The sequence below is a fragment of the Micromonospora arborensis genome (assembly GCF_003205615.1).
Taxonomy (GTDB): Bacteria; Actinomycetota; Actinomycetes; order Mycobacteriales; family Micromonosporaceae; genus Micromonospora; species Micromonospora arborensis.
In genome coordinates this window covers 1-13,088 of record NZ_PYBV01000029.1, presented here as the reverse complement: position 1 = coordinate 13,088, position 13,088 = coordinate 1, and the positions used below count along the sequence as shown (strand labels likewise).

At 74.3% G+C, this 13,088-nt stretch carries 7 protein-coding genes; 2 read left to right on the top strand and 5 right to left on the bottom strand.

The window, feature by feature from the left end; all coding sequences use genetic code 11:
* Window positions 1-18 precede the first annotated feature (18 nt).
* The gene (locus C7C45_RS23040; protein ID WP_110565789.1) at window positions 19-1,539 is read right to left on the bottom strand and encodes an AMP-binding protein; all 1,521 of its coding nucleotides are present in this window, start codon (window positions 1,537-1,539) and stop codon (window positions 19-21) included.
* Between the two features lie 103 nt (window positions 1,540-1,642).
* Here C7C45_RS23040 and C7C45_RS23035 point away from each other — a divergent pair, with 103 nt between their 5' ends.
* Complete coding sequence (locus C7C45_RS23035; RefSeq protein WP_110565788.1) at window positions 1,643-1,888, top strand: acyl carrier protein; 246 nt, start codon at window positions 1,643-1,645, stop codon at window positions 1,886-1,888.
* 49 nt (window positions 1,889-1,937) lie between these two features.
* On the opposite strand, the gene C7C45_RS23030 is transcribed toward C7C45_RS23035, so the two are convergent.
* Entirely contained in the window at window positions 1,938-2,876 is a 939-nt protein-coding gene (locus C7C45_RS23030; RefSeq protein ID WP_208641264.1) for an ACP S-malonyltransferase, read from the bottom strand.
* The gene (locus C7C45_RS23025) at window positions 2,869-3,780 is read right to left on the bottom strand and encodes a proline iminopeptidase-family hydrolase (protein WP_110565786.1); all 912 of its coding nucleotides are present in this window, start codon (window positions 3,778-3,780) and stop codon (window positions 2,869-2,871) included. The genes C7C45_RS23030 and C7C45_RS23025 overlap by 8 nt, the downstream gene beginning before the upstream one ends.
* Before the next feature lie 170 nt (window positions 3,781-3,950).
* Here C7C45_RS23025 and C7C45_RS23020 point away from each other — a divergent pair, with 170 nt between their 5' ends.
* A complete protein-coding gene (locus C7C45_RS23020; RefSeq protein WP_425271165.1) occupies window positions 3,951-4,694 on the top strand; it encodes a thioesterase II family protein in 744 nt (247 codons plus the stop codon).
* 57 nt (window positions 4,695-4,751) lie between these two features.
* Here the strand turns inward: C7C45_RS23020 and C7C45_RS23015 are convergent, their stop codons facing one another.
* Both C7C45_RS23015 and C7C45_RS23010 read right to left on the bottom strand, forming a co-directional pair.
* Complete coding sequence (locus C7C45_RS23015) at window positions 4,752-5,471, bottom strand: class I SAM-dependent methyltransferase (RefSeq protein WP_110565784.1); 720 nt, start codon at window positions 5,469-5,471, stop codon at window positions 4,752-4,754.
* A gap of 8 nt (window positions 5,472-5,479) precedes the next feature.
* On the bottom strand, window positions 5,480-13,078 hold the full coding sequence (locus tag C7C45_RS23010; RefSeq protein ID WP_208641263.1) for a type I polyketide synthase: 7,599 nt from the start codon (window positions 13,076-13,078) through the stop codon (window positions 5,480-5,482).
* Window positions 13,079-13,088 lie beyond the last annotated feature (10 nt).

Sequence of the window (13,088 nt, the reverse complement as noted above, 5' to 3'; positions counted from 1 at the left end):
CCCCTACCGGCCCCACAATCACGCGACGGAGCCCCGGTCGAGTTGCGCCGCGGCGAGCAGTTCCGCCGCCCGCGCGCGCAGTGCCAGCCGGTCGGTCTTGCGGTTGGAATTGAGCGGCAGCTCGGTGCGGTGCTCGTAGTGCCGCGGGATGAGCCGATCGGGCAGCACAGCCCGCAGCGCGCGACTCAGCCCGGCCGGCGACACCGGGTCGCCGGTGTGGAACACCACGAGTTCGTGGGCGTCGCCGGCGGTCGCGTCCACGGTGACCGCGTCGTCCACGCCGGGCACGCCGCGCACCGCGTGGTCGATCTCGGTCAGCTCCACCCGCCAACCCTGCAACTGCACCTGCGCGTCCAACCGGCCCAGGTAGAGCAGCTCACCGTCGGCCAGACGGCGGACCCGGTCGCCGGTGCGGTACCAGAGGATCCCGTCGTGCCGGGCGAACCGGCCCGCGCCGTCGGCCGGGTCCAGATAGCCAGGCGTGAGCTGCGGGCCGCTGACCCACAGCTCGCCCTCCTCGGCGGCCTCGGTGCCGTCCTCGGCGGTCAGCCGCATCCGGTGGCCGTGGTGCAGGGCACCGATCGGGACGACGCCGTTGACCCCGAGCCGGCCGGACTCCGGACCGTACCGGTGCGCGGTGACCGTGACGGTCAGCTCGGTCGGGCCGTACAGGTTCTCCACCGCCGACTGCGGCGCGGCGAGCTGCCAGGCCTGTGCGTCGTCGGTGCGCAGCGCCTCACCGGCGAAGAAGCTCCAGCGCAGGCTGGGCAGGCTCGACGGGGCCAGGCCACCGAGGCGGCGCACCAGGCCTATCGCGCTGGGCGTGGAGAACCACACCGAGACGCCGTTGCGGGCCAGGAAGTCGGGCAGGTCGCGGTACGCCTGCGGCGGCACCCGGAGCACCTCGGCCCCGGCACCCCAGGCGCAGAACAGGTCGAACATCGCGCAGTCGAAGTTGAGGTCGAAGGTCTGCGAGAAGACGTCGTGCCGGTCGAAGTCGTACCGGTCGTCGAGCAGCGCGAAGTAGTGCGCCAGGCTGCCGTGGGTGATCGGCACCCCCTTGGGGCGGCCGGTGGATCCCGAGGTGAAGAGCAGGTAGGCGGCGTCGCCCGCCGGGGCGGCCGGATCGGCCAGCGGAGCATGCCCGGCAGCATCCAGGTTCTTCCCGGCCAGCAGCACCGGCACGTCGCCGGCCAGGTCGCGGACCTGTGCAGCGGTCCGGTCGTCGGTGATGATCGCCCCGGCCCCGGCGGCGGCGAGCATGGCCCGGGTACGGGCCGGCGGGAAACCCGCGTGCAGCGGCACGACCGTGCGCCCGGCGTACAGGCCGGCGAGGATCCCCAGGTAGGAGGTAGTGCCGCTGGCGAGTACGCCGATCGGGCGGTCGGGCGCGGTGGCGCGCACCGCGGCACCCCAGCGCAGCGCGGTCCGGTGCGCCGCGGCATAGGTGATCCGCTCGGTGCCGACGGTCAGACAGACCCCGTCGGGTGCCCGCCGCAATCCGCGCTGAAATCGTTGCGCCAACGCATTACCGACCATTGCGACCACTGTGCTACCCCCTTATAGAATGGCGTCCGGAGCGCGATTCGATGCTATGCTCGCATCGTCCGTGACAGATCTGATCAAGTTTGGAGAATCCCTTATGTGGGACGATCAGTTCGAGGTGTCGCTGCGCCGGCACCTTCCGTTCATCGCACCCGGCGAGCAATTGACGCCGGACACCAGCCTGCGCGATTTCGGGCTCGACTCGCTGGGCACCGTCGAGTTGCTGGCGGCCCTCGAGTCCGCCTATGACGTCCGGTTCAGCGACGACGCCCTGAGCATGGAGACGTTCGAGACCCCCGAGGTGCTGTGGACGACGCTGTCCACTCTGCGCACCCCGGCCTGACCCCGGCATCCACCGAGCGCCACGGCGGCTCGGTGGATGCCGTGCGTCCTCAGACAGGTGAGGACTGCCGCCGCGGCCGGGCCGCCGCCCAACGCGGGTTGGCGGTCACCACCTCGAACGCGTCGGTGGTCGCCCGCACCCGCCCGAACAGCTTGTCGGGCCCGCACACGTAAACGCGCTCGACCCCCTGAGCCCGCAGCGCGGCCACCACGTCCGGCCAGCGCATCGCCCGGGTGAACCCGTCGAGCAGCATGGTCCGCACCGCGTCCCCGGTCGTCAGCACCGCGCCGTCCTGGTCGGCGATCACCGGCACCGCCGGATCGGCGAAGCGCAGACCGGCAAGCACCGAGGCGGCGACCCGTTCGCGCAGCCCACCGAGGAGCGTCGAGTGCATCGGTGGCCGCATCGTGTAGAGCGGCAGGCCACCGTCGCGGCGCAGCCGGTCGGACAGCCAACCGGTCATCGGCTCGCGCAGCGAGAGCATGTGGAAGTCGTGGTCCACGTAGCAGGAGACCTCGTACCACTCGCCGCGCTCGTCCAGCTCGGCGAGCACCTCTCGCAGCAGCGGACCGGGCGTACGCGTGAAGGAGAGCGTGACCACGTCGGTGTGCTCGACGGCGACGAAGCTCTCCAACTCCCGGGCGATCAGCGCGGTCACCCGGATCGCGTCCGCGTCCGGCAGCACCCCGGCGTACGCGATCAGCGGTTTCTCGCCGAAGCTGGGACCGGTACAGACAAGCGGCGGCCCGCCCAGTTCCTCCTCGGCGGTGCGGGCCAGCGCCAGACAGTTGATCAGGAACGCCACCTGCGCGGCTTCGGTGTAGTCCCCGCCCTCCCGGTAGCGCTCGAACACCGGATAGCCGAGCACGTCGTCGGCGAGCCGGGTCAACGCGCGGGCGTGCGGGTTGGTCAGCATGAAGCGGCCGGCCTCGGCGAACGGGGTCGGCCCCATACCGGGGAAGACGAAGGCGGTCGGGGTGTCAGGCATGGCTGTGCTCCTCGGCCAACTCGGCGAGGAACCCGCGCAGCACCGCCGTGAAGCGCTCCGGCTCCTCCAGGTGGGGCAGGTGGCTGGACTCCTCGAAGACCACCCACCGGCTGTCCGGGATGTGGTCCAGGAACGGCTGGAGGGTGGCCGGGGTCGCCTCGTCGTGCCGGCCGGACAGCACCAGGGTGGGCGCCGTGATGCCGGCCAGGCAGTCCACGACCGACCAGTCCCGCAGCGTGCCGACGACGTGGAACTCACTCGGCCCGTTCATCGTGTAGTACACCGTCGGGTCGTTGGCGATCTCGTAGAACGAGGCCACGTAGTCGCGCGGCCACGGCGAGACCCGGCACACGTGCCGGTCGTAGAAGACCCGCATGGCGGCCTGGTACTCGCGGCTGCCGGTGGTCCCGGCCGCCTCGTGCCGGGCCAGCGTCGCGTCCGTCCCGGGCGGCAGCGCGGCCCGTAGCCGGGCCGCCTCCCGCCGCCACAGCGGGTACGACGCGGGCGCGTTCGCCACGACCAGCCCGCGCAGCCCGGTCGGGCGGCCAGCGGCGTGGCGGGCGGCCAGCGGCCCGCCCCACGAGTGTCCGAACAGGACATAATTGTCGGCGATCCCGAGCCGGGTCACCAGGTTGTCCAGCTCGGCCAGGAAGAGTTCCGGGGTCCAGAACCCCGGCTCGGCATCGGGCAGGTGGGTGGAGCCGCCGTTGCCGATCTGGTCGTAGTGCACGACCGGCCAGCCGTCGGCGGCCAGACCGGCCAGGTTGAGCAGATAGTCGTGCGTGCTGCCGGGGCCACCGTGCACCACCACCAGCGCGGGGCGTCCCGCGCCGATCCGGCCGGTCACCCTGTACCAGGTCTCGAAGCCCTGGAACGGCAGCACTCCCTTGTCGTCCGGAGTCACCGAATCACCTCACGATCGTGCCGCGGCGCGTGGTCCGACGGTCGCAGCGCGGGTGCGGGCAGACAACCCCAGATCACCGGGGTGCCCCCATAGGGGCGGAGCCGGGTTACCCCGCACCGGTGCCGGTTGCCACAGTGACCGATGCACTGTTCTCTTCGTGCGAGACGGGGTTGCCCATGACCATGGCCACGAGCGCCTGGATCCGCCGCTTCCGGCCGGTCCCGGACGCCGCCGTACGACTGATCTGCCTACCGCACGCCGGCGGCGCGGCCTCCTACTACCTGCCGGTGACCCGCGCCGTCCCGAACCGGGTCGAGGTACTGGCCATCCAGTATCCGGGCCGGCAGGAACGGCGGCAGGAACCCGGCATCGACGACATCGAACGGCTCGCCGAGATGGTCACCGCCGAGATCCGCCCATGGTGCGACCGCCCGGTGGCGTTGTTCGGTCACAGCATGGGTGCGATGGTCGCCTACGAGGTGGCCCGCCGCCTGGAACGGGACGGCATCGTTCCGGTGACGCTGTTCGCCTCGGGCCGGCGGGCACCGTCGCGGCACCGCGAGACACACGTGCATCGCCTCGACGACCGCGGGCTGAAGGCCGAGCTGACCCGGCTCAGCGGCACCGGCACCGCGTTGCTCGACGACCCGGACATGCTCGGCATGATCCTGCCGGCGTTCCGCAGCGACTACCGGGCGGTGGCGTCCTACCGGCACCGGCCGGGGCCTCCGCTGAGCTGCCCGGTGGTGTCGCTGGTCGGCGCCGAGGACACCGAGGTCGACCGGGACGAGGCGGACGCCTGGCGGGAACACACCACAGGCGGGTTCGAGCTGCGAGTGTTCCCGGGCGGCCACTTCTATCTCAACACGCACGCGGCCGAGGTGGTCGCGCTGATCGCCGACCGGTTGCGCTGACCGCCACCCAGGCGAGCGAGGGGCCGGGCACCCGCGGGTGCCCGGCCCCTCGTCGTCTCAGTCCTGCCCGCGTACGGCGACGAACAGCCCTCGCGCGCCGGGCCCCTGGTCGACGTACGACGGTTCCCAGCCGCTGCGGCGGAACGCCACCTCGTACTCGTCCCGGGTGAACAGCGTGATGAGCGTCGACTCCTCCAGGTGCCGCACCCCCGCCTCGGGGTCCGCCACCAGGTAGTGCACGTTCATCCGGGTGGCGTTCGCCTCCCGCGAGGCGTGCGAGACACGGGCCACGGTGCGCTCGTCGGCCCGCACCACGTCGCCGGCCACGTACCCAGGCAGGAACGTCTCGGGGAACCACCACGGATCGATCACCGCCACCCCGCCGGGCACGGTGTGTGCGGCGAACCGGCTCAGTGCCCGGGTCAGTTCGTCGGTGTCCCGCATGTGCCCGATCGAGCTGAACAGGCAGGTCACCGCGTCGAACCGGCGGCCGAGCGCGAAGTCCAGCATGTCGCCCTGGTGCAGCGGCACGCCGGGCAGCCGGCTCTTGGCGGTGACCAGCATGTCCTCGGATAGGTCCAGACCGGCCACGTCGGGGAACGTGCCGACCAGGTGTTGCAGGTGTTCCCCGGTGCCGCAGGCGACGTCGAGCAGGGACATCGCCTCCGGCCGGCGGGCCAGGATCAGCCCGGTGACCTCGGCGGCCTCGGCGGCGTAATCCTTGCCGCGACCCTGGTGCACCAGGTCGTACAGTTGGGCGTCCTCGGATCGGTACATGCGTCCTCCTAGGCGTCGGCCGCGGCGGGCGAGAGCCACTGCTCGATGGCGTCCGACGTGGTCGCCGCCTCCGCTTCCATCATGGTGAAGTGGTCGCCCGGCACGGCTTCCACGAGATCGGCGTACGGCCAGGTCACCGGCTCCTGGCCGGCTCCGATCGGCTTCGCCGCCTGCAGGTACAGCACCGGAATGGCGAGCTTGCGCAGGGCCACCTCGGCGAGCAGGTCCACATACCAGGCCATGCCGGTGAGCTGAGCGTTGCCGAACTTGCCCACCGACGATTCGAGCGCGAACAACCCGGCCACCATGTCGGTCATCACCGGTGGCATCACCGGTTCGGCACCGCCCTGCGGTGCGCGGGACACCGGCTGGGTGTCGATCAGCACCAGGCCCTGCGGCGCGTGCCCGGCGTCCTGGAGCACCTGCGCGACACCCTGCGCCAGGATGCCGCCGGCCGAGTAACCGGCCAGCACGAACGGCTCGTCCCCGGCGGCCGCCAGCACGGCGTCGGCGAGCCGGCGCAGCACCACGTCCGCGGAGGCCGGCAGCGCCTCGCCGGTCGCGACGCCCGGCACCGGCACCGACAACACGTCGCGCCGGTGCCGGAACCCGGCGGCGAGCCGCCCGTACTGGTACGGGTTGCCCATCGCCATCGGGGTCTCGATCAGCAGCAGCCTGGGCCGGGCCGGGCCGGACACCAGCGGGACCGGGGTGAGAGACGGGCCGTCCTCGTCGCCGAAGACCGGCCGCAGCCGGGCCGCCGCGCTGAGCACGTCGAGGCCCTGGTCCAGTCGTCCGGCGAAGGCCGCGGCGCGGAACAGGTCGCGCAGCGTCTCGGACGGTTCCTCGGGCAGGGCCGGGCTGACCACGGGGTCCGCTGACTCCGGCGTGGCCAGCGCGGTGACCAGGTGCCGGGCCAGGCTCTCCGGCGTCGGGTGGGCATAGACCACCTCGTGCAACGGCAGGCCGGTGGCCGCTTCCAGCTCGATGCCCAACTCGGTGACGGTCAGCGAGTTGAGCCCGAGGTCGATGAAGTGCCGATCCAGGTCGACCGTCTCCGGGTCGGCCTCGGTCAGCGCCGCGACGGTGTCGCGGACCAGCCGCCGCACCTGCTGGTCGCGGTCCTCGGCGGAACCGGACACGAACACCCGCGACGCCTCGCCGGGGGTGGGTGTGGTGTCGCGCACCCGCTGCCGCACCGACTGGCGCACCGTGGCCTTCGGCCGGGTGCCGCCACTCGTACCGGCCGCGGGGACCAGCGTCACCGAGCCGGCCGCCGCGACCGGACGGCCGGTCGGATCGGCCACGGCCACGCCGTACCCGCCGTCGCCGAGGTCACGCAGCCGCACCCGGACTGCCGTGGCACCGGTGGCGTACACCTCGATCCCGGTCCAGACCGCCGGCACCAGGGTCTCGCCGCCCTCCGGGGCGACGGCGTGCAGCGCGGCCTCCAGCAGCGCCGGGTGCAGGGCGAACCCGTTGACGTCGGTACCCTCCGGCAGGCGGACCTCGGCGTACGTGTCGCGGCCGTGCCGCCAGACGCCGCGCAGGCCGTGCGGTACCGGTCCGCGCTCCTGGCGGCCGGCGTACCGGCCACCGAGGTCGACCGGCTCGGCCCCGGCCGGCGGCCAGTCGGCGAGGGTGCACAGCGCCGCCCCGGTGGCCTCGGCCAGCACCCCGTCGGCGTGCCGGGTCCAGGCCGCCGCGGCGTCGTCCTCGGGCCGGGTGTAGACGGCGAACGCCCGCGTGCCTGTGGTGTCCGGCGCCTCCACCACGACCTGTAGGCGGATGCCCCCGGTGTCGGACAGGACGACCGGCCGGTGCTCGGTCAGCTCGGCGACGCGGCTCAGCCCGACGTGGTCCCCGGCGTGCAGCACCAGTTCGGCAAGTGCCGAGCCAGGCAGCCGCGGCACGTCGTGCGCACTGTGCCCGGCGAGCCAGGGCTGCGCCGAGGTGGACAGCCGGCCGGTCAGGACCAGCGTGTCCGACCCGGCCAGCGGCACCGTGGCGCCGAGCAGCGGGTGCCCGGCCTCCTCCAGCCCGGCCGCGGTGACCTCGCCGACGGCGAGGGTGTCCATCTCGATCCAGTGTCGGGTGCGGTGGAACGCGTACACCGGCAGCGGCACCTCCCGGGCCCCGCGTCCGGCGTACAGGCGGGCCCAGTCCAGTGGCTGGCCCGCGACCTGGAGCCGGGCCGCCGCGGTGAGGACCGCGGTGACCTCGCCGACACCGGCCGGCAGCACCGGGACGGCCAGCACGTCGGCGTCCGGCAGGTTGGCGGCGACCAACTCGGTCAGCCCCGCGTCCGGGCCGAGGCCGACGAACCGGGTGACCCCGTCGGCGGCCAACTGCCGCAGTTCGTCGCCGAACCGCACGGTCGCGCGCAACTGCCGCTCCCAGTGCTCCGGCGAGGCCAGGTCGTCGGCGGCGACCGGCTCGCCGTCGAGGTGGGCGACCAGCGGCAGCGCCGGCGGCTGGTAGGTGAGCCGGTCGGCGACTTCGAAGTAGTCCTCCAGGACGTCCTCGACGGCGGGCGAGTGGAACGCGCGGCGCACCCGCAGCCGGGTCGTCTCCCGGCCGCGCTGGGCCCAATAGCCGGCGATCTCGTCGACCTCGTCCGCCGGCCCGGCCACCACCACCCGGTCCGGGCCATCCACCGAGGCCAGGTCGACCTCGTCGGTGAGCATCGGTCGGATCTCGTCCTCGGAGGCCCGGATCAGCGTCATCACCCCGGCGGGCAGCTCCTGGATCAGGTCGGCGCCGGCCGCGCACAGCTTCACCGCGTCGGCCAGGGTCAGCACCCCGGCCACGTGCGCGGCGGCGATCGCGCCCGTCGAGTACCCGGCCACCGCGTCCGGCCGCAGGCCCCACGACTCCAGCAGGCGGTACACCGACACCTCGACCGCGAACAACGCGGCCTGCATGAAGGTGGTCTGCTCCAGCAGCCCGGCGGCGACCGTGCCCTCGTCGGCGAACACCACCTCACGCAGCGGCCGGTCGAGCTGCCGGTCGAGCTTGGCGCACACCTCGTCGAAGGCGGCGGCGAACGCGGGGAACGCGGCATACAGGTCACGGGCCATCCCCGGCCGCTGGGCACCCGGGCCGCCGAACAGGAAGGCGGTCCGTCCACCCTCGGCCGGCCGACCGACGACCGCGCCGGCCGGGTCGCCGCCCGCGGCGAACTCGCCCAACACCTCGCGCAGCTCGTCCGGGCCGGCGCCGATCAGCACCGCCTGGTGGTCGTACGGGTTCCGGAGCGCGGCCAGCGAGTAGCCGACGTCGAGCAGGTCGGCGTCGCCCGCGGCGAGCAGGTCGGCGAGCGCGCGGGCCTGCGCGGGCAGCGCCTCGGCGGTGCGCGCGGACAGCAGCAGCGGCAACGCCGGGCCGGCCGGCCGCTCCGCCGGGTCCACCGGCTCCGGCTCCACGACGACGTCGCCCTGTTCCAGGATCACGTGCACGTTGGTGCCGCTGCGGCCGAACGACGACACCCCGGCGCGGCGCGGCCGGTCCCCCACCTCCCACGGGATCCTGTCGGTGAGCAGCCGCACCTCGCCTGTGGTCCAGTCCACGTGCGGCGACCTGTCGTCGGCGTGCAGGGTGCGCGGCAGCTCACCGTGCCGCATCGCCATCACCATCTTGATCACACCGGCCACGCCGGACGCGGACTGGGTGTGACCGATGTTGCTCTTCACCGAGCCCAGCCACAGCGGACGGTCGCGCTCCTGGCCGTACGCGGCCAGCAGGGCCCGCACCTCGATCGGGTCACCGAGCCGGGTGCCGGCGCCGAAGCCCTCGACCGCGTCCACCTCCTGCGGGGTCAGCCCGGCGGTGGCCAGCGCGCGGCGGATCACCCGTTCCTGCGCGGCCCCGTTGGGCGCGGTCATGCCGTTGGACGCGCCGTCGGAGTTGACCGCGCTGCCGCGCACCACCGCGAGCACGTGGTGCCCGTGCCGCCGCGCGTCGGACAGCCGCTCGACCACCAGCACGCCCACCCCCTCGGCCCAGCCGATGCCGTCGGCGCCGGCCGAGTACGACTTGCACCGCCCGTCGGCGGCCAGGCCCTTCTGCTGGTCGAAGTCGACGAACGCGGCCGGGGTGGAGATCACCGTGACACCGCCGGCCAGCGCCAGCGAGCAGTCCCCCTGCCGCAGCGCCTGGATCGCCCAGTGCAGCGCGACAAGCGACGACGAGCAGGCGGTGTCCACGCTGACCGCCGGGCCCTCCAGCCCGAGCAGGTAGGCGACCCGGCCGGAGACGATGCTCTGGGAGAGCCCGACACCGCGGAACCCGGCGGCGTGGTTGACGAACATGCCCGGGTCGTAGTCGGGCTGCATGACCCCGGCGAACACACCTGTGGTGCTGCCGCGCAGCGTGCGCGGGTCGATGCCGCTGCGCTCGATCGCCTCCCAGGACGCTTCGAGCAGCAGCCGCTGCTGCGGGTCCATGATCGACGCCTCGTCCGCGGAGATGCCGAAGAAGCCGGCGTCGAAGCCTGTCGCGTCGGCGACGAAGCCGCCCTGCCGGGCACTCTCCCCGGCGTCCAGGCTGAACCAGCCGTCCACGTCCCAGCCTCGGTCGTCGGGGAAGCCGCTGATGCCGTCGCCGCCGCTGGCGACCAGTCGCCACAGGTCCTCGGGCGAGCCGACGCCGCCGGGGTACCGGCAGCTCATGCCGACGATCGCGATCGGCTCGTCGGCCGCCGTGACGGTCTCCGCCGCCGGCTCGCCGTCCGGCTCGGCGGCACCGAGCAGTTCGTCGTGCAGGTAACCGACCAGGGCCAGCGGCGTGGGGTTGTCGAAGACCAGGGTGGCCGAGAGCTGGACGCCGGTGGCGACGCTCAGGCCGTTGCGCAGCTCGACCGCGGTCAGCGAGTCGAAGCCGAGGTCCTGGAACGCACGGTCGAGTTCGATGCCGTCCGGCGAGGAGTGCCCGAGGGCGGTCGCCACCTGCGCGCGCACCAGCTCGCGCAGGGTGTTCTCGCGGTCGACCGGGGACTGCCCGGCGAGCCGGCGCACCATCGACGTGTCGGCGCCGGCCGCCGCGGCGGTGCGGCGCTGCGCCGGGACGAGCCCGCGGAACAGTTCCGGCAGCGCGTCGGAGTGCTGCCGCAACGCGCCCAGGTCGAGCCGCACGGCGGCCGGCGACGGTTCGGTGCCGGCCAGGACGGCGTCGAAGAGGGCCAGCCCCTCGTCAGCTGTCAGCGGCACGAAGCCGGTGCCGGCGATGCGCGGCAGGTCGTCGGCGCCGATGTGCCCGGCCATGCCGGTGCCGGTGCCCCACATGCCCCACGCCGGGGACACGGCCGGCAGCCCGGCGGCGCGGCGGGACGCGGCGAGCGCGTCCAGGTAGGCGTTGGCCGCCCCGTAGTTCGCCTGCCCAGCCGCGCCCAGTACGCCCGCCGACGAGGAGAACAGCACGAACGCGCTGAGCGGGTGCCCGGCGGTCAGTTCGTGCAGATGCCAGGCGGCGTCCACCTTGGGCCGCAGCACCAGGTCCAACCGTTGCGGGGTGAGCGACCCGACGACCCCGTCGGACAACACCCCGGCGGCGTGCACCACCCCGGTCAGCGCGCGACCCGCGAGCAACGCCTCGACAGCACCCCGGTCGGCGAGGTCACAGGCCACCAACTCGACGCGCGCACCGAGCCCCGTCAGCTCCGCCACCAGACCACCGTCAGCCGCCGGCCCACGCCGACTGACCAGCAGCAGATCCCGCACACCATGCCGGGCCACCAGGTGCCGGGCCAGCAGCCGGCCCAGACCACCGGTGGCACCGGTGAGCAGCACGGTGCCGTCACCGAACGCGGCATCCGGGGTGGCGGCCGGGGTGCGCCGGGCCAGCCGGGCCACCCGGACGCCGGCCTCGCGCACCACCACCTGCGACTCGCCGGAGGCGACGATCTTCGGCAACAGCGCGTCGGCGTCCGCTGTGGAGTCGGTGTCGAGCAGCACGATCCGGCCGGGGAACTCGGTCTGCGCCGAGCGCACCAGGCCCCGGACAGCAGCCCCGGCCAGGTCGGTCACGTCCGCGCCGGGCAGAGCCACCGCGCCGGTGGTACGCACCACCAGGCGGGTGGCGGCGAACCGGGGCTCGGCGAGCCAGCCCTGCAGCGCGGCGAGCACCCGGGCCACCTCGGCGTGCACGCCGGCCGCGGTCACTCCCGGCGAGCCGGCATCGAGCACCAGCACGTCCGGGACCTCCGCGTCGCCGGTCACCGCGTCCAGCGCGGCCACCGTGGCGGGGACGCCCGCGGGCAGCGCGACCGGCACCCAGTCCAGGCCGAACAACGCGTCCCGCAGCGGGTCCGGGGCCGCCTCGGCGAGCCGGTCGGCGGCGATCGGCCGCAGCACCACCGCGCCGACCGTGACCAGCGGGGCCCCGGCGGCGTCGGCCAGGTCGAGTGCCAGCCCGCCGCCGTCGGCCCGGCTGACCCGCACCCGGGCGGCGGACGCGCCGGCCGCGTGCAGGGTGATCGCGCGCCACTCGAACGGCAGCGCCGCCTCGTGGCCGGTGAAGCCGCTCAGGCCGGCGGCCTGGAGCGCGCCGTCCAGCACGGCCGGGTGCAGGCCGTACCGGCTGGCTTCGCCGGTCACCGCGCCGGGCAGCGCCACCTCGGCGAAGAACTCGTCGCCGCGGCGCCAGGCCGCCCGCAGGGCCTGGAAGACCGGGCCGTAGCCGAGACCGCGGGCCGTGACCTCGGGGTAGAACCCGGTGAGGTCGACCGCCTCGGCACCGGCCGGCGGCCAGGCCGTCAGGTCGGCGGCGGGCGGGCCGGCGGTGTCCGCCGCGGCGAGGGTGCCGGCGGCGTGCCAGGTCCACGGGCCGTCCCCGGACTCCGGGCGGGCGTGCACGGCGAGCGTGCGGTCGCCGTCCTCGCCCGGCGCGCCGACGGTGATCTGCACCTGGACACCGCAGTGGTCGGGCAGGACCAGCGGGGCGTGCAGGGTCAGCCCGGACACCCGGCCGCAGCCCGCCCGGTCCGCGGCGTGCCCGGCGAGTTCCACGAAGCCGGCGCCGGGGAACAGGATGGCCCCACCGACCCGGTGGTCGGCCAGCCACGGGTGGGTGGCGGCGGACAACCGGCCGGTGAGCACCATGCCGTCGCTGCCGGCCAGCATCACCTCGGCGCCGAGCAGCGGGTGGCCGGCCGGGCTCAGGCCCAGCGTGCCCGGGTCGCCGACCCCCGACGACGGGGTCATCCAGTAGCGGGTGCGCTGGAACGGGTAGGTGGGCAGGTCGACGTGCCCGCCGGGGGTGCCACCGAGCAGGGCGGTCCAGTCGGTACGCGCACCGGTGGCGTACAGCCGGCCGACCGCGGCGACCAGGGTGGCCGCGGCGGGTCGGTCCGCGCGCTGCACCGGGACGCAGCCGGGCACCAGGCCGGACAGGACCGCGTCCGGGCCGACCTCGGCGAAGGTGCCGACCCCGGCGGCGGTCAGGGCACCGATCGCGTCGGCGAACCGGACCGGGTGGCGCACCTGCCGCACCCAGTGCTCCGGGTCGGTCAGCTCGGTGGTGGCGAGCGCGCCGGTGACGGTCGAGACGATCGGCCGGACCGGCGGGTGGAAGGTGAGGGTGCGCAGCACCGCGCGGAAGTCGTCGAGCATCGGGTCCATG